Source organism: Chryseobacterium sp. YR221 (assembly GCF_900176315.1).
GTDB classification, from domain to species: Bacteria; Bacteroidota; Bacteroidia; order Flavobacteriales; family Weeksellaceae; genus Chryseobacterium; species Chryseobacterium rhizosphaerae.
On the sequence record NZ_FWXM01000006.1, the window covers coordinates 225,611 to 247,684 of the forward strand.

The 22,074-nt window shown below is 36.8% G+C and carries 20 protein-coding genes; 10 read left to right on the plus strand and 10 right to left on the minus strand.

Going from position 1 to position 22,074, the window contains the following annotated elements:
• The first annotated feature begins 131 nt into the window (after window positions 1-131).
• Both B8967_RS18110 and scpA read left to right on the plus strand, forming a co-directional pair.
• A complete protein-coding gene (locus tag B8967_RS18110) occupies window positions 132-3,182 on the plus strand; it encodes a reprolysin-like metallopeptidase (RefSeq protein ID WP_084086987.1) in 3,051 nt (1,016 codons plus the stop codon).
• A gap of 137 nt (window positions 3,183-3,319) precedes the next feature.
• The gene (gene scpA / locus B8967_RS18115) at window positions 3,320-5,443 is read left to right on the plus strand and encodes a methylmalonyl-CoA mutase (RefSeq protein WP_084086989.1); all 2,124 of its coding nucleotides are present in this window, start codon (window positions 3,320-3,322) and stop codon (window positions 5,441-5,443) included.
• Window positions 5,444-5,501: 58 nt separating this feature from the next.
• On the opposite strand, the gene B8967_RS18120 is transcribed toward scpA, so the two are convergent.
• A complete protein-coding gene (locus B8967_RS18120; protein ID WP_084086991.1) occupies window positions 5,502-6,347 on the minus strand; it encodes a hypothetical protein in 846 nt (281 codons plus the stop codon).
• 434 nt (window positions 6,348-6,781) lie between these two features.
• On the opposite strand from B8967_RS18120, the gene B8967_RS18125 reads away from it, so the two are divergent.
• From B8967_RS18125 to B8967_RS18145, 5 genes are all read left to right on the plus strand, one after another.
• Window positions 6,782-7,519 (plus strand): hypothetical protein, encoded by a 738-nt coding sequence (locus B8967_RS18125; RefSeq protein WP_084086993.1) that lies wholly within the window; start codon window positions 6,782-6,784, stop codon window positions 7,517-7,519.
• A 27-nt stretch (window positions 7,520-7,546) separates the two neighbouring features.
• Window positions 7,547-8,938, plus strand: coding sequence for an RtcB family protein (locus tag B8967_RS18130; RefSeq protein WP_084086995.1), 1,392 nt, complete (start codon window positions 7,547-7,549; stop codon window positions 8,936-8,938).
• 78 nt (window positions 8,939-9,016) lie between these two features.
• Window positions 9,017-9,715 carry a peptide chain release factor H gene (gene prfH / locus B8967_RS18135; protein ID WP_084086997.1) on the plus strand — a complete coding sequence of 233 codons (699 nt, stop codon included), beginning with the start codon at window positions 9,017-9,019 and terminating at the stop codon, window positions 9,713-9,715.
• Window positions 9,702-10,076, plus strand: coding sequence for a tetratricopeptide repeat protein (locus B8967_RS18140; RefSeq protein ID WP_228406251.1), 375 nt, complete (start codon window positions 9,702-9,704; stop codon window positions 10,074-10,076). The genes prfH and B8967_RS18140 overlap by 14 nt, the downstream gene beginning before the upstream one ends.
• Before the next feature lie 339 nt (window positions 10,077-10,415).
• On the plus strand, window positions 10,416-12,992 hold the full coding sequence (locus tag B8967_RS18145) for a T9SS-dependent M36 family metallopeptidase (protein ID WP_084086999.1): 2,577 nt from the start codon (window positions 10,416-10,418) through the stop codon (window positions 12,990-12,992).
• A 100-nt stretch (window positions 12,993-13,092) separates the two neighbouring features.
• Here the strand turns inward: B8967_RS18145 and B8967_RS18150 are convergent, their stop codons facing one another.
• Both B8967_RS18150 and B8967_RS18155 read right to left on the minus strand, forming a co-directional pair.
• Window positions 13,093-13,380, minus strand: coding sequence for a c-type cytochrome (locus B8967_RS18150; protein ID WP_047491822.1), 288 nt, complete (start codon window positions 13,378-13,380; stop codon window positions 13,093-13,095).
• 20 nt (window positions 13,381-13,400) lie between these two features.
• Window positions 13,401-13,688 carry a c-type cytochrome gene (locus B8967_RS18155; protein ID WP_084087000.1) on the minus strand — a complete coding sequence of 96 codons (288 nt, stop codon included), beginning with the start codon at window positions 13,686-13,688 and terminating at the stop codon, window positions 13,401-13,403.
• 198 nt (window positions 13,689-13,886) lie between these two features.
• Here B8967_RS18155 and meaB point away from each other — a divergent pair, with 198 nt between their 5' ends.
• On the plus strand, window positions 13,887-14,885 hold the full coding sequence (gene meaB, locus B8967_RS18160; RefSeq protein WP_047491817.1) for a methylmalonyl Co-A mutase-associated GTPase MeaB: 999 nt from the start codon (window positions 13,887-13,889) through the stop codon (window positions 14,883-14,885).
• On the opposite strand, the gene B8967_RS18165 is transcribed toward meaB, so the two are convergent.
• On the minus strand, window positions 14,882-15,427 hold the full coding sequence (locus tag B8967_RS18165) for a DUF4251 domain-containing protein (RefSeq protein WP_084087002.1): 546 nt from the start codon (window positions 15,425-15,427) through the stop codon (window positions 14,882-14,884). The two genes, meaB and B8967_RS18165, sit on opposite strands and share 4 nt — an antisense overlap.
• Before the next feature lie 107 nt (window positions 15,428-15,534).
• Here B8967_RS18165 and B8967_RS18170 point away from each other — a divergent pair, with 107 nt between their 5' ends.
• Together B8967_RS18170 and B8967_RS18175 are read left to right on the plus strand one after the other, a co-directional pair.
• Window positions 15,535-16,341 carry a M48 family metallopeptidase gene (locus B8967_RS18170; protein ID WP_084087004.1) on the plus strand — a complete coding sequence of 269 codons (807 nt, stop codon included), beginning with the start codon at window positions 15,535-15,537 and terminating at the stop codon, window positions 16,339-16,341.
• An 89-nt stretch (window positions 16,342-16,430) separates the two neighbouring features.
• Window positions 16,431-16,745, plus strand: coding sequence for a hypothetical protein (locus B8967_RS18175; RefSeq protein ID WP_047491808.1), 315 nt, complete (start codon window positions 16,431-16,433; stop codon window positions 16,743-16,745).
• A gap of 37 nt (window positions 16,746-16,782) precedes the next feature.
• Here the strand turns inward: B8967_RS18175 and B8967_RS18180 are convergent, their stop codons facing one another.
• The 6 genes from B8967_RS18180 to B8967_RS18205 all read right to left on the minus strand — a co-directional run bounded on the left by B8967_RS18180 (window position 16,783) and on the right by B8967_RS18205 (window position 21,983).
• Window positions 16,783-17,394 carry an outer membrane beta-barrel protein gene (locus B8967_RS18180; RefSeq protein ID WP_052188686.1) on the minus strand — a complete coding sequence of 204 codons (612 nt, stop codon included), beginning with the start codon at window positions 17,392-17,394 and terminating at the stop codon, window positions 16,783-16,785.
• On the minus strand, window positions 17,378-18,193 hold the full coding sequence (locus B8967_RS18185) for an ABC transporter ATP-binding protein (protein WP_084087006.1): 816 nt from the start codon (window positions 18,191-18,193) through the stop codon (window positions 17,378-17,380). The genes B8967_RS18180 and B8967_RS18185 overlap by 17 nt, the downstream gene beginning before the upstream one ends.
• Window positions 18,193-18,945, minus strand: coding sequence for an MlaE family ABC transporter permease (locus B8967_RS18190; protein ID WP_047491802.1), 753 nt, complete (start codon window positions 18,943-18,945; stop codon window positions 18,193-18,195). The genes B8967_RS18185 and B8967_RS18190 overlap by 1 nt, the downstream gene beginning before the upstream one ends.
• A 102-nt stretch (window positions 18,946-19,047) precedes the next feature.
• On the minus strand, window positions 19,048-20,418 hold the full coding sequence (locus B8967_RS18195; protein WP_084087008.1) for an exopolysaccharide biosynthesis polyprenyl glycosylphosphotransferase: 1,371 nt from the start codon (window positions 20,416-20,418) through the stop codon (window positions 19,048-19,050).
• Between the two features lie 42 nt (window positions 20,419-20,460).
• On the minus strand, window positions 20,461-21,090 hold the full coding sequence (locus B8967_RS18200) for a 7-carboxy-7-deazaguanine synthase QueE (RefSeq protein ID WP_047491795.1): 630 nt from the start codon (window positions 21,088-21,090) through the stop codon (window positions 20,461-20,463).
• Between the two features lie 8 nt (window positions 21,091-21,098).
• Entirely contained in the window at window positions 21,099-21,983 is an 885-nt protein-coding gene (locus tag B8967_RS18205; protein WP_047491792.1) for a bifunctional 5,10-methylenetetrahydrofolate dehydrogenase/5,10-methenyltetrahydrofolate cyclohydrolase, read from the minus strand.
• Window positions 21,984-22,074 lie beyond the last annotated feature (91 nt).

Below are 22,074 nucleotides of genomic sequence, written 5' to 3' on the forward strand. Positions count from 1 at the left end.
ATAATAAAAAAATAACAAAAATGGCTGATTTTTAATAAAATCAGCCATTTTTTTAGGGGTTACTTTGATTGTAATTAGTATTTTTACCATGGATATTTAAAGTTTACTAATTTTTATTCAATTAAGTAATTATGAAAAAAAGAATTTTACTAGTTTGTGCACTAGCGGCTGGGCTATCCAGCTTTAATGCACAAAGGTGGACGCCTGCATCACAAAGAACGTCCGAAATCAGAAAAGAAGTAGAAGTTCAACATTCTTATAGAGTGGATTTACAGTCTCTTAGGAATGTTTTAAAGGATGCTGTGGAAACAGGAAAAGGGGCTCAGGCGGTTATTGTTTCTTTACCTACAGCAGAAGGGAAGATTGAAAGATTTGCTGTATATAGTGATCCTGTAATGGAGAAATCTCTGGCAGACAGATATCAGCTAGGATCTTATATGGGAGTTGGGGTAGACGATCCGTCTAAATATTTAAGATTCAGTACTTCTCCAACGGAAATGCAGTCCATGATTATTAAAGATGGGAAATTCCAGTTTATTGAACCTATTACTACAGATAAGCAGGTATATGGTGTTTTCTACAAAACAAAGAGAACGGAAGGAGAACATGGGTTTGAATGTACCACGGAAGAGAAGAGCCTTAAAGATATAAAGTCATTAGAAGCTTACGGAAAAAAAAACCTTTCTAACATGAATGTTGGGAATACCAGCAGACCAGCAAGTACAAAATTCAGAACGTATAGATTGGCTCTTTCTGCATCAGGAGAGTATACCCAATATTTTATGAACCAGGCAGGGGTACCTGCTACCGCTACAGATGCTGAAAAGAGAGCTCCTGCACTCGTAGCGATGAATAATACAATGACCCGTGTAAACGGAATTTTTCAGAAAGATTTTGGAATTAAAGCTTTGATTCAGGATCTTCCCAATATCATATATATCGATCCTGCTGCAGACCCTTATACCAATAATTTAAATCTACAGCTTCAGCAGACGCTAACCCAACAGGTAGGAAATGCCAACTATGATATGGGACACGTATTCAATGCGGCAGGAGGTAACGGTAATGCAGGAGGTATAGGAACAACATGTAATAACCCTGCAACGGCAACTTCTTTAGCTAAAGGTTCTGCTTTTACACAGAATACAACTCCAATGGGAGATGCTTTTGATATTGATTATGTAGCTCATGAAATGGGACACCAGCTAGGAGCAAACCATACATTTTCACACAACTCAGAAGGATCGGGAGTAAACATAGAACCAGGAGGTGGTACTACCATAATGGGATATGCCGGAATTACAGGAGATAACGTACAGAACTTTACTGATGCCTATTTCCATTATTCCTCTGTGAACCAGGTATTAAACAAGCTGGATAGCAAGACAACATGCGGGGTGTGGCAGGATATAACAACCAATACCGCTCCGGTAATTTCACCTCTTACTGCTTATAATATTCCTAAAGGTACTGCTTATTATCTGGATGCTGCAGCTACAGATACTGATCCTGTTAAATATACATGGGAACAATATGACAGTGCTGATTCATACCATTCAATATCTGGAGATACAGGCTGGGGATATAATTCTCAGGGAGCATTGACAAGATCTTATTTTGGAACAGCTAGTGGAAGAAGATATTTTCCAAGCCTTCCTATAGTAATGTCAGGAAACTTAACAGATAAAACAAAATGGGAAACCGTTTCTTATATTCCAAGAACTCTTAAGTATGCAGTAACTGTTAGGGACGAAAATGCTACCCCAATGTTAGTATCGGCGGAAACTACAGTTAATGTTAAAGATGATGGACCTTTCAAATTTAAAGGTCTTACTGCAGCTACAGTACTATACAATAATGCTGCTAATACAATTTCATGGGATGTCGTGAATACTAACTCTGCACCATATAACGTAGCTAACGTAAAAATAGAATACACGACGGATCTTGTAAACGGATCTTCATGGACAGAGCTTGTAGCTTCTACTCCTAATACAGGAAGTTATACTGGCCAGATTCCTTCTGGTGTTACAGGTCCTATTAAATTAAAAATTTCTGCAATTGGAAATATATTCTATGCAGTATCTCCAAAAGTTGCTATTGGTACTGCACCAACTTCAACTACAGATGCACCAACAGGAGTATCTGCCATTGCTGCGGATATATTGAAAAACACGGCTGTTGTAGGCTGGAATAGTGTTCCTGGTGCTACCTATTCTATTAATTATAGAAAAGCAGGAGTTACGAACTGGACCAATACTACGAGCCCTACTAATTCTGTATTGCTAAACGCTCTTGAAGATGAAACTAACTATGAAGTACAGGTTGCTGCTGTAGTAAACTCTGTTCCTGGAGCTTTTTCAAATAATTATACATTCAAAACTAAAGGACTAAGAACAGGAGCAGATTATTGCTTAATGAGTACTGGTGGAAATAGTTTTGCCAACTATGCACTTAACAGTGGTTTAGCTAAATTAAACGTAGCTAATTTGGCTTACTTAGATGCAACTTATAAGAGTATCTTCAGAACTTATTTAGATTTCAGTGAAGATACGACCAAAATGATTAACCTTACTCAGGGAACTCAATATACATTGTCTTACATTGGTATAGGTAACGAAATTGCAGATGATAACTATCCTGACAACGTAGAAGTATGGATCGATTACAATAGGAATGGTGTTTTCGAAAGTACAGAGAAGATTGGATCTAATAGTGCTACTCCTGATGCTAACTCACTACACGCAGGAACAATGACATTTACTGTTCCTGGAGACACCTATTCAGGGGATAAAACTTTAAGAATGAGAGTGGCAAATACCTCTTTTGTTACTGCTGGCGGACCATGTAGTAGCCCATCTTATTTAGAAGGTGGAGGAATCTATTCAGTTGGTTCATTTAAAGATTTCCCGGTTAAAATTGCAGGGAACCTGGCAGTAGGTGAAGTAAACAATACAAAAACTTCTGAAGTATCTATCTACCCTAACCCTGCTGATACTTTTGTAGAGGTGAAAAACCTTAAAGGTAAAGCAGATTACAAAATCTACAGTGCAGACGGTAGATTGGTTCAGGAAGGTAAGATTGAAGGTAGAATCAATGTTGCTTCATTAGTTAAAGGAATGTATGTAGTAACAATCAAAGACGAGAAAAATACGTACAATACTAAGCTTATCAAAAAATAAGCAAAGCGTATATCTATCATAAAGGCCGGGCATTTGCCCGGCCTTTTTTGTGGCTAAGCTTTAGATAAATAGAATGTTAACAGAAGTTTTGTGTTTCATTCAAAAAAATTAACTTTACGCAGACAAAAATTATTGGAATGCGAAAGACAATTTCTGTGAAAAAGCCGGATTTTAATGTATTACCTCAGGAAAGAGAAATATACAATTTTGAAAAAGACGGATTAGAGCTTAAGTCATCTTATGGAAAAAAAGATGTAAAAGATGAATCTTTAACACAGACTTCTCCGGGAATTGAACCATATCTGAGAGGCCCGTATTCCACGATGTATGTTCAGAAACCATGGACAGTCCGACAGTATGCCGGGTTTTCCACAGCAGAAGAATCTAATGCATTTTACAGAAGAAACCTGGCAGCGGGGCAAAAAGGACTATCGGTTGCTTTTGACCTTGCTACCCACAGGGGATATGATTCTGATCATGCAAGAGTAGTAGGTGATGTGGGGAAAGCAGGCGTTGCCATAGACTCTGTGGAAGATATGAAAATACTCTTCAATGAAATCCCTTTGGATCAGATCTCTGTCTCCATGACGATGAATGGAGCGGTGCTCCCTATTCTGTCTTTTTATATCGTTGCTGCCGAAGAGCAGGGCGTAAAACAGGAACTCCTTTCCGGAACTATTCAGAATGATATCCTGAAAGAATTTATGGTGAGAAATACCTATATCTATCCACCGGCACCTTCTATGAAGATTATTGCAGATATCTTTGAATATACCTCACAAAATATACCCAAATTTAACTCGATATCCATCTCAGGGTACCATATGCAGGAAGCTGGTGCTACTCCGGTCCTGGAGATGGCCTATACGCTTGCAGATGGCCTAGAATATGTAAGAACAGGGATTAAGGCCGGTATGAATGTAGATGATTTTGCACCACGACTGTCATTTTTCTGGGCAATCGGGATGAATCATTTTATGGAAATTGCTAAAATGAGGGCTGCAAGATATATCTGGGCGACTCTTTTAAAACAGTTTAATCCTCAGAATCCAAAATCTTTAGCCTTAAGAACCCATTCGCAAACTTCCGGATGGTCTCTGACGGAGCAGGAACCTTTCAACAATATTACAAGAACAGCTATTGAAGCACTATCTTCAGCATTAGGCGGAACGCAATCCCTGCATACCAATGCACTGGATGAGGCTATTGCTCTTCCTACGGATTATTCCGCGAAAATTGCCAGAAATACACAGATTATCCTTCAGCAGGAAAGCGGAATTTGTGATGTGGTAGATCCGATGGGAGGAAGTAATCTTGTAGAAAGCCTTACTCAGCAGATGATAGAGGAAGCGATGAGGTATATTGATGAGGTAGAGCAGGAGGGAGGAATGACCAAAGCTATTGAAGCCGGAATTCCTAAAATGAGAATTGAAGAAGCTGCCGCAAAAAAACAAGCCAAGATTGATAGTGGGGAAGAATTTATTATTGGAGTCAACTCATTCAAAACCTCACTGAAACAGGATGGAATAGAAATCCTGGATATTGATAATACAGAAGTTCGCAGAAAGCAGATCGAAAGATTGAATACCATCAAAGCAGAAAGAAATGCTGAAGATGTTGAACAGGTTTTAAATGAGATCCGTGAAAGCGCTAAGACAGGCAAAGGAAACCTGTTGGCTTTATGTATCAAAGCCGCAAAAAGAAGAGTTACCCTTGGCGAAATGAGTGATGCCATGGAAGAGACCTTTGGAAGATATAAAGCAAACATTAAAACAATCTCTGGAGTATATGCTATGAACGCCGGTAAAAATGAATACTTTGAAAAAGCCCTTAATCTTACTCAGAAGTTTGAAGAAGAAGAAGGACGCCGCCCGAGAATTATGGTAGCCAAAATGGGGCAGGACGGGCATGACAGAGGAGCAAAAGTGGTGGCTACGGCATTTGCAGACATGGGATTTGACGTTGATGTGGCGCCATTGTTCCAGACTCCGGAAGAAGTGGCAAAACAGGCCATTGAAAACGATATCCATATCCTGGGAGTATCTTCACTGGCTGCAGGGCACAAAACATTGGTACCACAGGTTGTAGAAGAGCTGTCAAAATTGGGGGCAGATGATGTGACCATTGTGGTAGGAGGAGTAATTCCGCAACAGGATTATGAGTTCCTGTATGCTAATGGAGCTGACTTTATCTTTGGGCCGGGAACAAACCTTCCCAAATGTGCCGTGGAAATCTTAGAAAGACTGTTGGCAAAAATCTGAATGATAAATCAAGAATAAACAAAAGGCTGTTTCTCAACATGGAAACAGCCTTTTTGTTTTATTTTTTTATTGGATTGATATGACCATCATCCATAATCTGATAATAAGTATCCGTTGTTTTTTGAGGATTTCCGTCAAGCTTTTGTTCTGTAGTTACAGTAACCTTCCCACTCTTACTGATTTCATAGCTGCTGAATTCTTCGATTTTATCATCCTTTCCCGGATCAAACCAAAGTCCTTCCACATAAAGTTCTCCGATTATTTTGTTATTCAATACCGTAAGAAGATAATACCGGTAGTCAAAATCACCACAATCCATAGGAACCAGAACCAGTTCAATATTTTTATACCGAGTTAAAGGAAAATATCTGAACATAGGATTTCCGCAGCTGTATTGCTCTGATCCTTCTATGAGAAAATCTGTTTCCAAAAACTTCATATCCACTTGCGGAAGACTCTCAACAGGTAAACTGTAGAGACCTTTTTTTAAAGAGGACTCCATTTCTACAGGCTCATCTTTACGTTTTCTCCATTCCTCTATAGAAAGAGTCTCCCCGGATACAGGTTCTGCAATCTTTACAGCATTACACTGGTCACTTGAAGCATAAAAAATATGATAGGTTTCAAAACGGTCAGGACCATTATAACCGGCAGAAAAAGAGTATTCCCAGACATTTTTCACCCTTGTACTGTCTACCAAAAAAGCAATTCCGCTTTTTCCATGGGTTACTGAATCCAAAAATTTAGCCTGAGTCTTCATTTCATCTAACTCCAGAATCTTTTTCATAAAATGAGACGAATTGCAGGCGGTATCGGTTGTTTTTACTTCTTCTTTTTTTACAGGATTTTCCTTCTTACATGCAACAAAAAGCAAGGGAAGCAAGCCTAATAAAAGTTTATACATAAATTTTTTTTCACAAAAATAAGATTTAAAAAGAATTGGTGATTAAAAAAATAATTTTATATTTGCAACTGAAAATCAAGTCTAACCATTAAAAAACAACGAAGCAATGTTCAGAACAAAACAGAATTCTACAGTTGGATTGCCACTTATGGTGGTAAGGCTTCGTGGTTTGGTATACTCATAGAATAACAGTACAATGAAATATCAGAACCCGAAGTCGTAGAGATTTCGGGTTTTTTATTGCGCAATATTTCAAACTCACGTTTCCCCGAAATCTTTTCAGTGTCATTAAGGACAGAATGAAGGAATCTTTATGATTAAAACTTCGTCTTGTTCATCATTGTAAAATTATTCAACTAAAATTTAAGTTGAAAAAAACAGATGTATTACAAGTTCATCATCATTGATCTTGTATCGATATCTGGTGTCTTAAAATGGAAAATGATAACCTTCTGCTTTCCCGCCTTAGAAGCGTCAGAAGCAGGAAAAGAACAATTAGAAAAGATGTAATAAAGCAGATAAGAAAAAAGTATAAACGTAGTGAAGAGCTTAGGGATATAAAAAGAAATATCCCATGGATTCCTTTAGATAATCCTTATCAAAGGGGATTTGTAAGGTTTTTTGTCGTCAGGGACGATGTAATGAGATCCCAAGACGGAGAGTTTTTCGAAGGAATTCTAAAGAAAATCAATACCTATATGTACTCCGAAAGCCGTCAGTTTCTTAAGAAAAAGAGAAAATTCGGTAAAAGAAGATATGTAGAAAAAGAGCAAAAACTGAAACGTATTTCTTCCTGGTCTTGGAATGATCCAAAATTTGGACTCACTGTTCAAGAGCGACAATATTTTCTGAAATACGAAGAATATTGTCCCCATCGGAAATGCAATGAAGTGTACTACGAATTTGCTGAGCCATGGAGGTTTATTTTACGTGTAAAGGTCAATATGATTACCCATTATAAACCTGTAGACTTTGAACTGGAAAAAGAATACGCGGAACTGGAATATTATTTAAGTGATCATACCGTTGCCGGAATTGTTCACAAAACAATGTATGGTAAATCAAATTCATGGCGAACGAAAAAAGAAGACTTACATCTTATCAAAAGCAGGAAATATATAAACTGCAGAATGTCTGCAACAGAGATTGCAGAAAGCTTTATGGACGTATAGGTCCTGTTATTATTTAAAACAAAAACAATGGGAAATTTAAAACTAAAAGGAAAAGATATATTAAAACTGGGCTACCCCAATAATCAAAGCGTTAATGTGGCTTTGGAAGTCATGAAAAGAAATTTTGCAACTAAAAATATCCACCATGTGAAATCTCTTTTAAAGGAAATACTGGTACATCCGGAAAATTTTGAAAAGGATCTGACTTTTGGGCAGATTGCAGAGAGCCTGCTTTCATCCAAAAAAACAGAAAAAAGGATGCTGAATACTCAGCGTGCTTCTTTCCAGATCTTTGGGAGCAATATTTCGGAAGAAGCAAAAAATCAGCTGTATACTGCTTTAAAGCTACCGGTATCGGTTCAGGGAGCTTTGATGCCCGATGCACACAGTGGCTATGGTCTTCCGATCGGGGGAGTTCTTGCCGTGGAAAATGCAGTGATTCCTTACGGAGTTGGGATGGATATCGGCTGTAGGATGAGCCTCAGTATTTTGGATACACCGGTTTCATATCTTAACGGAGCAAGAGATAAATATGAAAAGGCTCTTGCGGAACATACGAAATTTGGGATGTATGAAACTCATAAATCCCATATAGATCACGAAATCTTTGATAGAGATACCTTTGATCATATTCCAATTCTTAGAAGATTAAAAGGCAAAGCCATTAAACAAATGGGATCATCAGGCGGTGGAAATCATTTCGTGGAATTTGGAGAAGTAGAGATTACTGAAGAGGATGAACAGATCGGATTACCGAAAGGAAGATATCTGGGAATTCTCTCTCATAGCGGCTCCAGAGGACTGGGAGCAGAGATTGCCCAGTATTATTCGAGAGTGGCTGTAGAACAGTGTCCACTGCCAAAAGAAGCCCAGCAATTTGCATGGCTGGACCTTAGTACCCATCTTGGATTGGAATACTGGACGGCTATGAACCTTGCGGGAGACTATGCCTCTGCCTGCCATGATGATATTCACCGAAGATTGGTGAAAGCTGTAGGGGGCAGAGTAAAAGCCAGAATTGAGAACCATCACAACTTTGCCTGGAAGGAAATTCATCATGGGAAAGAAGTGATTGTTCATAGAAAAGGGGCTACTCCAGCCAATGAAAATGAACTGGGAATGATTCCCGGATCTATGACGGCAAAAGGATTTATTGTTCGTGGAAAAGGAAACCCGGATTCTCTGAACTCTGCATCACATGGGGCAGGAAGAGCGCACTCCAGAGGAGCATGCAGAAGTCTTTTCACTCAAAATGACATTAAAAAGGAACTGAAACTGAAGAATGTTACTTTAATGGGGGGAAATGCTGAAGAAGCTCCAATGGCTTATAAAGATATCAATGAAGTGATGAATGCACAGAGCGGGCTGGTAGATATTTTAGGGACATTTCAACCAAGAATCGTGAGAATGGACCGATAATTAAGCTTATGGTTTGTAGTTAACAGTTGAGAGAACTTGACTGTTAGCTGTAAACCAACAGCTTTCAATACGTAAACAATGGAAAAATTAATACAAATAACTTCGGGAAGAGGACCTTTAGAGTGCCAGTGGGTAGTAGCCAAGGTTCTGAAGACCTTTCTTGAAGAATTAAAACAAAATACAATAGAATACGAAATCATTCATCGTGAAAACGGTGATGAAAACCTGACATTAAAGTCTGTGACCCTGCTTTTAAAAGGAAAAGACCTAAACCTGTTTTTAAAAAACTGGCTGGGAAGTGTTTGCTGGATAGGAAAAAGTACATTCAGGAAACTCAATAAAAGAAGCAATTGGTTTATCGGAATCTTTGAACTTGAAGATGTAAAAATGATTGATTTCAATGAAAAAGATATCCGGTTTCAAACAGCGAGAAGTCAGGGAAGCGGCGGACAAAATGTAAACAAAGTGAATACTGCTGTGCGTGCCACCCATATTCCTACTAGAGAAACCGTGTTTGTACAGGATTCGCGTTCGCAGCTGGAGAATAAAAAACGATCTGTTATCAGACTCAAAGAGAAGGTAATGGAAGTTTATATTCAACAACTGGAAAGAAAACTGAAAGAAACCTGGTCTCTTCAGATGCAGGTGGAACGTGGAAATCCGGTTCGGACATTTTCAGGAACAGATTTTAAAAAGAATTACGAAGACAGGACGTTTAGAAAACAAAGGAATGTCTTAAAAAATGAACTCAAAAACTACAGAAATGACCTTAACTAAAAGTAAATATTATTTTGAAGCATTAGACTATTTTCCATTCAATCTTTCTGAATGCATGGATGCTTTGAACTATGCCTTGTCCTATGAACCCGAAGATGCAGACAGCCTTTGTTTGATAGGAAGAGTATATTCAGAAGAATTGAAGGATTATGAAACAGCTAAAAAATACTTTGATGAAGCCATGCAGAGTAATATCGGAAATATCAATATCCCCAAATATTACATTGAATGTCTTTTGAATAATGAAGATTATAAAGAAGCAGAAAAACTTATTGAATTTGCTCTTAAGATAAAAGGAATTGATAAGGCCGAAATCCTGAATTGTAAAGGTTCATCTGTCAGAGCGGAAAGAAGAGTTTAAAAGCGCATTGGAACAACTTAAGGAAAGTAAAAGATTCGGTTACTGTAGAAGTAGGCTTGAGATGATAGAAGATAAAGAAAAATTTATTAAAAGTAAAATGCCTAAAACCAGATTGCCGAGAAAGAATGATTAAATTATAAACTCCTTGTAATTAGATAGATATGGGAATTGTTTTCATTGCTGAAAGTTAATTTTATGATGAAAAATATATTTAATGGTTAAATAAATAAATTAAAATATTGGAAAAAATAAAATTAGGTTTGTTTTTTAATTTTTTAATAATCTTTTTTAGCTTTTTGTATTGATGTTATTTAGATTTGATGTTTTAAAAACAAAAACATGAATAAAAAACTATTTTTGCTGCCGATTTCAATGGCCGTTTTTTTTGCTTTTGATAGTATATACGCTCAAAACTCTACAAAACAAATTCAGGACTATTATCAGAAGAGTGGGCAGTTGGCTCAAAAGAGCTCCAGCCAGGAGAAGATTGGAGTTATTATATTAAATGAAGATATTTCCAAAAGTTTAGGGGTCAATATTGTAAATGTACAGCAAACCTATAATGGGCTGAGAGTTTATAATGCCTTGGGGAAAGTTATCATTAAGGATGGTAAAATTATCTCTGAAAAAAATGATTTCAGCATAAACCTGGTTGTAGCTAAACAGGGTAAAGTAAAGGAGAGGTTCAAGGAAGAAATGTTACAACAGAAGCTTGGATTAGAGAAAATTTACAAAGTAGATTATCTACCCGATGTATACTTTGAAAAAAATGGAGTCTATGTTATTTCAAAGGAAATTTTTGTTTCTGATAAGAAATCTTCTGCTGTCTGGCACGTGATTGCCGATGCTGCAACAGGAGAAATATTAAGTAAGGAAAATACTGTACTTAGTTGTAATTTTCAAAATCATTCTCATCCAGATAAAAGAGATGAAAGTCTATTTATTCCTTATTCCGGGCTTTATCCGGTAAAAAACATTCAGCCACGAACTCAAAAGATATTGATACCTGGAAATGCCTCTTATAATGTTTTCCCACTTCCTATAGAGGCTCCCACATTTGGCTCCCGTTCAATTATTAATAATCCATGGGATTTGACATTGTCTCCTGAAGGTTGGCACTCAGATGGAACAAACAACTATACTAATACAAGAGGTAATAATGTATATGCATATTCTGATCAGAACAATACTGATACAGCTGGGTATTCTCCGGATGGGGGCAGTACTCTCAATTTTGACTTTCCTTTTGCCGATGGTAGATATGAAAACCCTTTTACATATAGGGATGCGGCTATTACGAGCCTGTTTTATATGAATAATAAAATGCATGATATTTTCTATAAGTTCGGATTTACTGAAACGGCAAGAAATTATCAAATCAATAATTTCAATAAAGGGGGTATTGGAGGAGATGCTGTAAATGCTGAAGCTTTTGATGGAAGCGGACTTGATAATGCTAATTTTGATCCGGGACGTGAGCAAGTTATTAATGGACAGACTTATTTAGAGGCACCAAGAATGCAAATGTTTCTTTTTGAAAGAAATGAAACCGCTGCTGATCCTATTTCAAGATATCAGTATAATTCTCCTGCAAGTATGACCGGGAGACCTAAAGTATTTGCTACGAATGGTTTTGGTGATACATTTCAGTCTGTGACGGCTGATCTGGCTCTTCCTTCATCCGATAATTCTTGCGTAGCTATGACAGTTGGAAGTTTAGCAGGAAAAATCGCCTTAGTAAAGAATGGAGGTTGTGACTATGACCTAAAAGTATTTAACTCTCAGGAAGCCGGAGCTACAGGCGTAATTATATACAATCCAACATCTAATACTCCTGCCGGTATTAGTATAACAGGAAGTGGTTCCTACATAGACCAGGTGACTATTCCTTCTATTAATATTGGAAAAACAGAAGGAGAGTATCTGCTGGGGCAGATTATAGCCGGAACAATAATTAATACAACTTTAAGCAATGATTATAGTGGAGCTAAACATTCAAGTTTAGATAACGGAATTATTTCACATGAATACGGACATGGGATATCTAATCGATTAACAGGGGATGGATATGGGTGTCTTAGGGGAAGTATTTCCAGAGAGCAGATGGGAGAAGGATGGTCAGATTATTTTGCTTTAATGTTAACAACAAGACCGGGTGATACATCTGCATTGGCAAGAGGAATGGGAACCTATGTTATGAATCAACCAACAAATGGAGGCGGAATCAGACCTGCAAAATATTCTCCGGATTTTTCAGTAAATGATTATACCTATGCAAAAACAAATACAGCAGTTATTCCTCATGGGGTAGGATTTATCTGGGCAACCATGCTCTGGGATCTTACCTGGAAATATATTGAAAAATATGGATATAATAGTGATGTAATGGCCAGTGCGACTTCAGGGAATGCTCGGGCTTTGCAAATTGTAGTGGATGGACTTAAGCTTCAGGTTTGTAATCCTTCTTTCATTGAGGGAAGGGATGCTATTCTTCAGGCAGATGCCGTAGGAAATGCAGGAGCAGATAAATGCATGATCTGGAATGTATTTGCAAAAAGAGGCTTAGGAGTGAATGCCTCTGCCGGAGTTAAAACTGTGGCAAATGATCAGGTAGAAGATTTTACTGTACCGTCAGAATGTAATACGCTGTCAACTCAGGATATAAAAATGACAGAGACTAAATTTATCATCTTTCCTAATCCTACATATGATGAGTTCTTTGTAGGAAATATAGATAGGTCATCTAAAGAAGTTAAGATCAGAATGTTTGATATGTCCGGAAAACTGGTATTTTCTGACTCCAGAGAACCGGCATCAAAGAAAGCTTTTTCTACAAAAGGTTTCCCGAAAGGAGTATATATGGTTCATATCCAACAGGGAGACAAATTTCAGACTGAAAAACTTATTGTAAGATAAAAGTTTTCTTTCTACACTGATAAAAAAGGTCTTTTTACAACTAGTGAAAACGACCTTTTTTATGCTTTTTCTTAACCACCTCATTAAATGAAGTGTCAAATCATTTTTTATTTACAGAAATCAGATAGTCATACACCATTTGATGCTGGTCATCAGTCAGTTTAGCCTTTGGTGCCATTCTGCTTAAAGTGTTGATCCATCCCTTGTCGTCATGCTTGGTAGGTTCTGGCAGCTTATGACATTTTGCACAGGAGTTTTCAAAAATTGTTTTTCCCTGTGCCAACTGCTCAGATGAGGTATACTTTGGCCCTGTTACAGCCACACTTTTTGGTCCGCAGGATACCAGAAATGCTGATGCTGCGATGCCGGTTAAGATAAGTTTTTTCATAAAGCTATTGGTATTTGGTGTTATTTTTTCACAGAAATGATATAATCATAAACCCATTGGTGCTGTTCATCGTTTAATTTTGCTTTTGGAGCCATAGAATTCATAATTCCTACCCATTGTACAGGATTGTGAGAGGTAGGATCAGGTAATTTATGACACTTTGCACATGAATTTTCAAAAATTGTTTTTCCCTGAGCAATTTGTTCTGCCGTTGAGGTTGAAGATCCCACAGCAGATGTAGATGCTTTTGGTGTACAGGAAACCAATAAAATGAAAGTAAATGACGCTACAGCGATGAGTTTTTTCATGTTTCTTATTTTTTGATAGATAACAAATGTAACAAATTCTCTAAGCCATTGATACGAGGCGTTGTAGTTTTAATTTAGAAGAAATAAAAATTAAAAACATATTAGGAAATAGATTTTGCTCAAATGGTCACCCATATCTGGTTCATCATTCCCCATTAATTATTGGTCATTCCCATTTAATTAATTATTTTTGAACCAATGAAATTTTCTACAGAAGACTTAATAGAAGGAATACAATCAGGAAACAAGCGCCTGATTGCAAAAGCTATTACATTGGTTGAAAGTAAAAAGGCAGAGCACAGGATGCAGGCAGAAGAACTTCTGAAAAAAATAATGCCCCTTACAGGAAAATCTGTCAGAGTAGGCGTTACAGGAGTACCCGGTGCAGGGAAATCTACTTTCATTGAAAATTTCGGAAGACTGGCTATTGCCCAGGGTCAAAAAGTTGCTGTTTTAGCCATTGATCCCAGCTCTTCTATCAATAAAGGAAGTATTTTGGGAGATAAAACCAGGATGGAAGAACTTGCCAAGGAAGAAAATGCTTTCATTCGCCCCTCCCCAAGCTCTGGGTTCTTAGGAGGAGTTGCCAATACAACTTTTGAAACCATGATGATCTGCGAAGCTGCAGGTTATGATTATATACTCATTGAAACTGTTGGAGTAGGACAGTCGGAAGTATTGGTTGCAGATATTACAGACGTTTTTTTATTTCTTAAAATTATCGGCGGCGGAGATGAACTTCAGGGAATAAAACGTGGAATCATGGAAATGGTAGATCTAATCTTTATCAATAAAGTAGATCAGGATAATTTTCAGAAAGCCAAAAACACAAGATTAGAATTAAAAAGAGCGTTAGATTTTATTCCTCCTAAAGAAAAAGGATGGAAAATCCCCGTTTTATTGGGATCTGCCTTGCATAATGAAGGCTTGAAAGAAATATATGATACGATTACTGAATTTATTGAGCTGAAGAAAAAAAGTGGTCGGTTTGAAGAAATCCGAATTCTACAGGCCGAAAAAAGGTTTGAATATTGGGTTCAGGAATATATTCTAGCCTTGATGAAAAAAAGTGAATCCATGGAAGAAGCTTATTTGATGCACAAAAAAAATGCTTCAGAGATGGTTTCAAGCCCAAGCACTGAAGCAAAATTATTTGTTGAAATGTTTCTATCTAAATCTAAAGAAAATAAGGATTAGTTTTCCTTATCTTTTTTTATTTCAGTTTTTCCAATATATCCATCATAGGTAATAGGCTGTCTGTCACTGCTTCCTATTGAAACAAATGCTTTACCATTTTTGAAGATCTCAATATTGATGTCACTAACGTTACTTACATCATTAGGCCTGATCTTGAGAATCCATTTTCCTTTTTTAGTTTGTGATTTATTTACGGTAAAATCTTTTGATGTAAATCTGTAACTATTCTGATCGGGATTTCCGTAATTAGGGCTAAATGCTCTTCCAAAATAAGGAAGAACGACAACCATGTTATTTTTACTGAGATCAATCGTGTAATCCCCATTCAGATTCAGTACTCTTGTAGCTGTGGAATTCGGCATTGAATTCATCACGTTGATCACATCATAGTTTGTAGGATTTGCCCTTTGTGCATAGAATGTAAACTCCTGTGAATCCACTAAAGCTTCTACTGTTTTTGGATCTACTGAACCTTGAGAAGCGCAGTTCTGAAAAAAGAACAACAATCCAAAAGCAAATAAGAAAGAAATAAACTTTTTCATGATCGAATTAAATTATTAATTTTAAATAGCAAAATGTATGCAAATATATTTTTTTCATACTGTTTTGGAATAAAAATTGTTAAGGTTGAATTATTAACACTCAAACTATGAAAGTTACACATCTATTTGGAATAGGAGCTATTGCTCTGTCGGCTGTTGCCTGTACTACGAACCCGATTACCGGGAGATCATCGTTACAGTTGGCCAACAACTCGGAAATTTTAACAATGTCTGCGCAGGAATACAGAACGACATTGTCTAAAGGTAAAGTGATTACCGGTACGGCAGATGCAAAGAGAGTGGCAAATGTTGGAAGTAGAATTAAAAACGCAGCAGAAAGATATTATCAGAGCATTGGAAGATCGGCAGATCTTTCCAGCTACAACTGGGAATTTAATCTTTTACAGAGTAGTGAGTTGAATGCATGGTGTATGCCAGGAGGTAAAGTAGCTGTTTACACAGGGATTTTGCCGGTAACGAAAGATGATAACGGACTTGCTGTAGTAATGGGACATGAAGTTTCCCATGCATTGGCAGGACACGGAAATGAAAGAATTTCTCAGGCAATGGTAGCACAATACGGAGGAGCTATTTTAGGAGGAACTATTTCAAATGCACAATGGGCAGGTGTTTTTCAAAAGGTATATCCTATCGGATCTCAGGTTGCTTTATTGAAATACGGAAGAGGACAAGAGTCTGAAGCCGATGAAATGGGACTTTATCTGATGTCTATGGCAGGATATGATCCTAGAGCTGCGATCCCTTTCTGGAATAGAATGGAAGCTGCATCTTCAGGAAACAGACAGCCGGAATTCCTGTCTACCCACCCGAATCCGGAAACCAGAATTTCAGATATTAATAAGGACCTTCCTAAAGCTTTAGAATATTATAAGGCTGCTGGCGGGAAAATATAATCGTATAGAATTTTAATCTTGAGTAAGCCTTATTAAATTTTTAGTAAATTTGGTAAGGCTTTTTTAATTAACCACCCAAACACAATATTATGAAGAGTTTATCAATTACCGGACTTATACTGTTAGCTGTTTCCGCTTTACTTTTTTATTTAACTACTGATTTTGCTGTAGAGCAGATTAAAATTTCTCATATTATGGGGATGATGGCAGGAGTAGGAATAGGATTAATTATTGGAGGAATGGTAGGCTATGTAAGTAAAGGAAGTGCTATAAAGGCAGAACAAAAGAAAAAAGAATTCAAGCAGTTACAAAAGGATAAAGAAGACCTGGAAAAACAGGCTGCTGAGATTGCTAAAAGACAGGCAGAGCTTGAAGAAAGTCAAAATAAAAATCCTCAAATATAAAATTTGAGGACTTAAAGTTGTTATTTTCGATAGTTGATTAAAACTTATATCCTAAACCTACCATAAATAAGTTAGGTCTGTTGTCATATCTGATCTCAGATCCTGAAACCTTATTGATAAAGTTTCTTTCATCCTTACTGAATGCTCCTTCATATCTTGCATTGACAATCAGCTTTTTAATTTCAAGCTGTGCTCCAAACTGGTATCCTACTGTAAAATCGTTTTTAGAATTTTCTTTGAAGTCATTGTAAGTATTATCCTTGCTCAAATTAAAGCTTCCTACCGGACCTACAAATACACCCAGCATATTTCCTAAAAGATTATATCCTAAAAGAACCGGAACGTCTATACGGTTGCTTTTTACATCAAAAGTTGTATTCTCTGTCGTGAACTCATTTTTGAAGTGAGTATAATAGATTTCAGGCATTACAAACAATGAAGTAGGAAGACCTACTTTTAGGGAAAGCCCTACATTGAAACCTACATTATTTTTTCCTGTTCCTTCAATAGCATCATTCACAGTTCCTTTGATGTTTGACCATGAAGGAGAGCCTGTAGGAAATATTAAATTGGCTTTACCTGCCAGTGAGATCTGTGCTGAAGCCCACATTGAAAACCCTATTAATGCTATACTAAGTGCCTTTTTCATTATCGTCTATTTTTGTATTTGTATTTTCAATTGTTTTATTATTTTCAAGCAAATATTCTCGCAGCTCTTTAAACAGTTCTGAAGAATAAACGAAATCGATCAGATTTTTATTGCCCGCAGTGATCAGGATATCTTTATTTCCTTCCCACTCTTTGATTCCTAATCTCAGATATACAATTTTCTCACCAATCGTCATTACAGAGTTCATATCGTGTGTATTGATGATCGTAGTTGTGTTATATTCCTTGGTGATTTCATAGAGAAGATCATCAATGATTTTGGAAGTATATGGATCTAACCCTGAATTGGGTTCGTCACAGAATAAATATTTAGGATTGTTTACAATGGCTCTTGCAATGGCTACCCTTTTCTGCATTCCCCCCGAGATTTCAGATGGATATTTTTTATCAGCTTTGTCAAGGTGAACTCTGCCTATTACCTCGAAAACCCTTTTCTTTTTCTCTCTATAGGTAAGATTGGTAAACATATCCAGTGGAAACATAATATTTTCTTCCACAGTTAAAGAATCAAATAGGGCACTTCCCTGGAATACCGTTCCAATTTCTGAACGAAGATGTTGTTTTTCGTCTCTTGTCATTGTATTGACATTCCTTCCGTCGAATAAGATTTCTCCGGATGACGGCATATAAACATTCAATAGACTTTTAAGAAAAACCGTTTTCCCGGAACCACTTTGTCCAATGATCAGATTTACCTTTCCTTTATCAAATGAAGTTGAAATTCCCTTAAGTACTTCAACATCTCCAAAACTTTTCTTAAGATCTTTTACCTCAATCATTAGCTTAATATTAATTGGGTTAAAATTAATTCCGAAATGATAATGAATACCATTGTCCATACCACAGCCTGTGTGCTGGCTCTACCAACTTCCAGAGACCCACCTTTTACATTATATCCGAAATAAGAAGGAACGGTAGCAATGATGAAAGCAAAAACGATAGTTTTGCTAAATGCATAATATATAAAGAGATTAGGCATATACATTTGAATTCCTACAATATAATCGTTTTCTGTCCAGTTTCCTGTTAAGATCCCTGCAATATATCCGCCGCCGATACCAAATACGATACTGATGGCGATAAGCAGAGGGTTAAAAAGCATACAGGCAATAATTTTAGGAAAAATCAAAAAATTAGGTGAGTTAACTCCCATAATGTCTAATGCATCTATCTGCTCGGAAACTCTCATTGTTCCAATACTAGAAGCAATATAAGAGCCTACTTTACCGGCCAGAATTAAACTGATAATTGTAGGAGCAAACTCTAAAACAAGTACTGCTTTTGTGGCATATCCTACAAATGAAGGAGGAATAGGAAACGACGATGCATCAAAATTGTTGAACATCTGAATGGCAACTACTGCCCCTACGAATATAGAAGTGAAGATAACAAGGCCAAAAGAATTGACCCCTAAATCATTAATTTCTCTCATGAACAGCTTCCAGAAAACCTTCATTTTCTGAGGTTTCTGTAAGGATTTTCCCAGTAGAATCATGTATTCCCCTACTGCTGTGAAAAACTTTTTTAACATAGCGCTAAATTAGACTTTTTTATTGAATTGGGCTAAGGTTGATACCAAGACAGGAACCCAGATAAGTGTTAAAATTGAATTTTTTTTCTATTGCTTTACACCTTATTTTGCGTTTTTATCTCCACCTATAACCAATAAAACTGTTTTTAAAATAATAACCATATCCAATACGAAACTCCAGTTTCTTACATAGAAGGCATCTGCCAGAACCCGCTTTTTCATTTCTACTTCCACATCTCCAAAATCACCCCGCAAACCACTTACCTGTGCAAGACCAGTAATCCCTGGATTGGCCATACTTCTTAAGCTATATCTTCCGATTTTCGGCTTATAATAATTATCTACGGCCAGCATATGAGGGCGTGGACCTACGACAGACATTTCTCCTTTCAGTACATTGATAAACTGAGGAAGCTCATCCATACTGGTTTTTCTCAGGAACTTCCCGACTTTCGTAATTCTTGAATCATTTTCCCTGGTCGTACTGGTAGCAGACTCATCATTGGGAACCATGGTTCTGAACTTTAAACAGTTGAAGACTTCTTCGTGGAAGCCATACCTCTTTTGCAGGAAGAAAACCGGCCCTTTAGAGCTGGCTTTAATTAAAACAGCAATAATAGGGAATGCCCAGGAGCAGATGAAAACTAATATTATAATGGAAAAAACAATATCAAAAGTTCTTTTCACCAGAAAATTAGAGTAATAATCTAATGGATATCTTGCCTGGTTAAGAACGGGTTGGGTCTGGATATATCCAAGATCATAAAGGAAAAAATCACTTTGTGTTATACTCGGAATTAGCGAGATATGCACCTTATGATCTTCTGCCAGCTTAAAAATTTTTGTTTCAGTATTTTCGTTAAATGAATTTTCTGTGGATAAAAATAGGGTATGTATCCCATTTTTTTTCCAAAAACTAACTAATTTATCCGTATTTATATCTGCATATTCATATTCAAATATCCGGTATCCATAATCTTTTCTGGCTTCAAAAATATTTTTAAGGATTCCCGTAGAATCGTTATTTCCCAGGAACATTACATTCCTATAATTGATCCCCAGTGAACGGAAATACTTAATGGTAAAATAAATGATAGATTTTGCCAGAAAAATAAAAGCCAAAAGGTAAAACGAAAGCCAGTAAATATCAGAATTGAAAAAAACATTTTTACTTACTTTTCCAATAAGCAGAACTCCCAGTATAAAAAAGAGGAAATGGATAAAAAGGCGTTCAAGGAAAAGGGTATAGGTCAGATTCCTTGGAATATTGTAAATTTTTGTCCTACCACTTAAAAGTACCCAGAACAAAAATAACAAAATCAAAGAAAAAATATTTTGATACCAGGTTTCCTTATGGTATTTTAAACTTTCGTTTCTGCTTATAAAAAAAAATATGAAGATAGATGCAATAACCATTAGGTCAAGCAAAATAATAATCGATTTCAGGTATCTAGAGTATCGAATTCTCTGCATCTATCAGTTTTTAAAAAATACGACTAGCTAATTTACGTATTTTTATGGGATATTCAGGTATTTATGGGTCTGAACAGAGGCCTGCCATTCCGGATGTTCCAGAATGAAATCCGTAATCTTTGGATACATGTCATTTCTCTTACTCCATTCGCTTTGAAGGTATAGCCTACACTTGTCAGAAACTTTTGCAGCCTGTTCTTCAGCAAATTTAAAGTCGTTGTTATTGAAAATGATGACTTTAAGCTCATGAGCCTTTTGATAAATCTCTTCTTTTGGTAATCCTGTTTTCTTCGGGGAAAGAGTGATCCAGTCCAGATGTCCACTCATAGGATATGCTCCAGAAGTTTCAATATGAATAGTACATCCTAATTCTTTTAATTTAGAGGTAAGAATCTCTAAGTTCCACATAAGGGGTTCTCCTCCTGTCAGAACAACAGTTTTACAATGTTTAGCTGCTGTTTCAGCAATCTCTGTAGCATTCATCAAAGGATGAAGCTCAGGATCCCAGCTTTCTTTTACATCACACCAGTGACATCCTACATCACAACCTCCCAATCTGATGAAATAGGCGGCTTTTCCCGTATGGGCTCCTTCTCCCTGTAAAGTGTAAAAATGCTCCATTACAGGGAGCATTTTACCTTCTTTTAATAAAATATCTTCTTCTTTGTTCATTTTTAAAATTAGTCGTTATAGACCGAAGTTTTATAAGCAATGATGGTATTTTTCATTAACATTGCTCTTGTCATAGGGCCTACTCCTCCAGGTACCGGAGTGATCCAGCTTGCTTTAGCTGCACAGCTGTCAAAATCTACATCACCTGCCAGATAATATCCTTTTGGAGAATCATCATCTACTCTTGTAATTCCTACGTCAACAATCACAGCACCATCTTTGATCATTTCTCCTTTTAAGAAATGGGGATCTCCTAAAGCGGTAATTACAATGTCTGCTTTTTTAGTATATTCTTCAATATCTTTAGTATAAGAGTGGGTAAGGGTAACTGTAGAATTTCCAGGGAAATCTTTTCTTCCCATAAGAATACTCATTGGTCTTCCTACAATTTTGCTTCTTCCGATAATTACACAGTCTTTTCCTTTAGTTTCAATGTTGTATCTCTCCAGTAAAGTTAAGATACCAAAAGGGGTAGCTGGTAAGAAAGTATCCATTTCCAAAGCCATCTTTCCAAAGTTTTCAGGGTGGAATCCATCCACATCTTTTCTTGGGTCGATTGCATTGATAATTTTTTCCTGATCCACTTGATCTGGTAAAGGTAGCTGAACGATAAATCCGTCTACTGCTTTAGATTTGTTCAGTTCGTCAATTTTTTCCAGCAATTCAGATTCAGAAACTGTACTTGGAAATTTAACCAAGCTGGATTGGAATCCTACTTCTTCACAGTCTTTTACTTTAGCATTCACATAAGCCTTGCTTGCCCCGTTGTTTCCAACAAGAATTGCCACTAAGTGGGGTGCTCTTCTTTTGCTTTCAAGGATCTTATCTACTTCAACCTTGATCTCTGCTTTTATTTCTTTGGATACTTTAAGTCCGTCAAGAATTTCTGCCATTTTTACTTTTTTTACTTTTATTTAGATTTTATTGAATACAATGATATCCTGAAATTCACCAGCCTCTTCTTTCTCTACATGATTTCTCCGG

Coding starts and splice junctions, on each gene's coding strand:
- B8967_RS18110 (WP_084086987.1), top strand. CDS start 132: ATGAAAAAAAGAATTTTACTAGTTTGTGCACTAGCGGCTGGGCTATCC.
- scpA (WP_084086989.1), top strand. CDS start 3,320: ATGCGAAAGACAATTTCTGTGAAAAAGCCGGATTTTAATGTATTACCT.
- B8967_RS18120 (WP_084086991.1), bottom strand. CDS start 6,347: ATGTATAAACTTTTATTAGGCTTGCTTCCCTTGCTTTTTGTTGCATGT.
- B8967_RS18125 (WP_084086993.1), top strand. CDS start 6,782: ATGGAAAATGATAACCTTCTGCTTTCCCGCCTTAGAAGCGTCAGAAGC.
- B8967_RS18130 (WP_084086995.1), top strand. CDS start 7,547: ATGGGAAATTTAAAACTAAAAGGAAAAGATATATTAAAACTGGGCTAC.
- prfH (WP_084086997.1), top strand. CDS start 9,017: ATGGAAAAATTAATACAAATAACTTCGGGAAGAGGACCTTTAGAGTGC.
- B8967_RS18140 (WP_228406251.1), top strand. CDS start 9,702: ATGACCTTAACTAAAAGTAAATATTATTTTGAAGCATTAGACTATTTT.
- B8967_RS18145 (WP_084086999.1), top strand. CDS start 10,416: ATGAATAAAAAACTATTTTTGCTGCCGATTTCAATGGCCGTTTTTTTT.
- B8967_RS18150 (WP_047491822.1), bottom strand. CDS start 13,380: ATGAAAAAACTTATCTTAACCGGCATCGCAGCATCAGCATTTCTGGTA.
- B8967_RS18155 (WP_084087000.1), bottom strand. CDS start 13,688: ATGAAAAAACTCATCGCTGTAGCGTCATTTACTTTCATTTTATTGGTT.
- meaB (WP_047491817.1), top strand. CDS start 13,887: ATGAAATTTTCTACAGAAGACTTAATAGAAGGAATACAATCAGGAAAC.
- B8967_RS18165 (WP_084087002.1), bottom strand. CDS start 15,427: ATGAAAAAGTTTATTTCTTTCTTATTTGCTTTTGGATTGTTGTTCTTT.
- B8967_RS18170 (WP_084087004.1), top strand. CDS start 15,535: ATGAAAGTTACACATCTATTTGGAATAGGAGCTATTGCTCTGTCGGCT.
- B8967_RS18175 (WP_047491808.1), top strand. CDS start 16,431: ATGAAGAGTTTATCAATTACCGGACTTATACTGTTAGCTGTTTCCGCT.
- B8967_RS18180 (WP_052188686.1), bottom strand. CDS start 17,394: ATGAAAAAGGCACTTAGTATAGCATTAATAGGGTTTTCAATGTGGGCT.
- B8967_RS18185 (WP_084087006.1), bottom strand. CDS start 18,193: ATGATTGAGGTAAAAGATCTTAAGAAAAGTTTTGGAGATGTTGAAGTA.
- B8967_RS18190 (WP_047491802.1), bottom strand. CDS start 18,945: ATGTTAAAAAAGTTTTTCACAGCAGTAGGGGAATACATGATTCTACTG.
- B8967_RS18195 (WP_084087008.1), bottom strand. CDS start 20,418: ATGCAGAGAATTCGATACTCTAGATACCTGAAATCGATTATTATTTTG.
- B8967_RS18200 (WP_047491795.1), bottom strand. CDS start 21,090: ATGAACAAAGAAGAAGATATTTTATTAAAAGAAGGTAAAATGCTCCCT.
- B8967_RS18205 (WP_047491792.1), bottom strand. CDS start 21,983: ATGGCAGAAATTCTTGACGGACTTAAAGTATCCAAAGAAATAAAAGCA.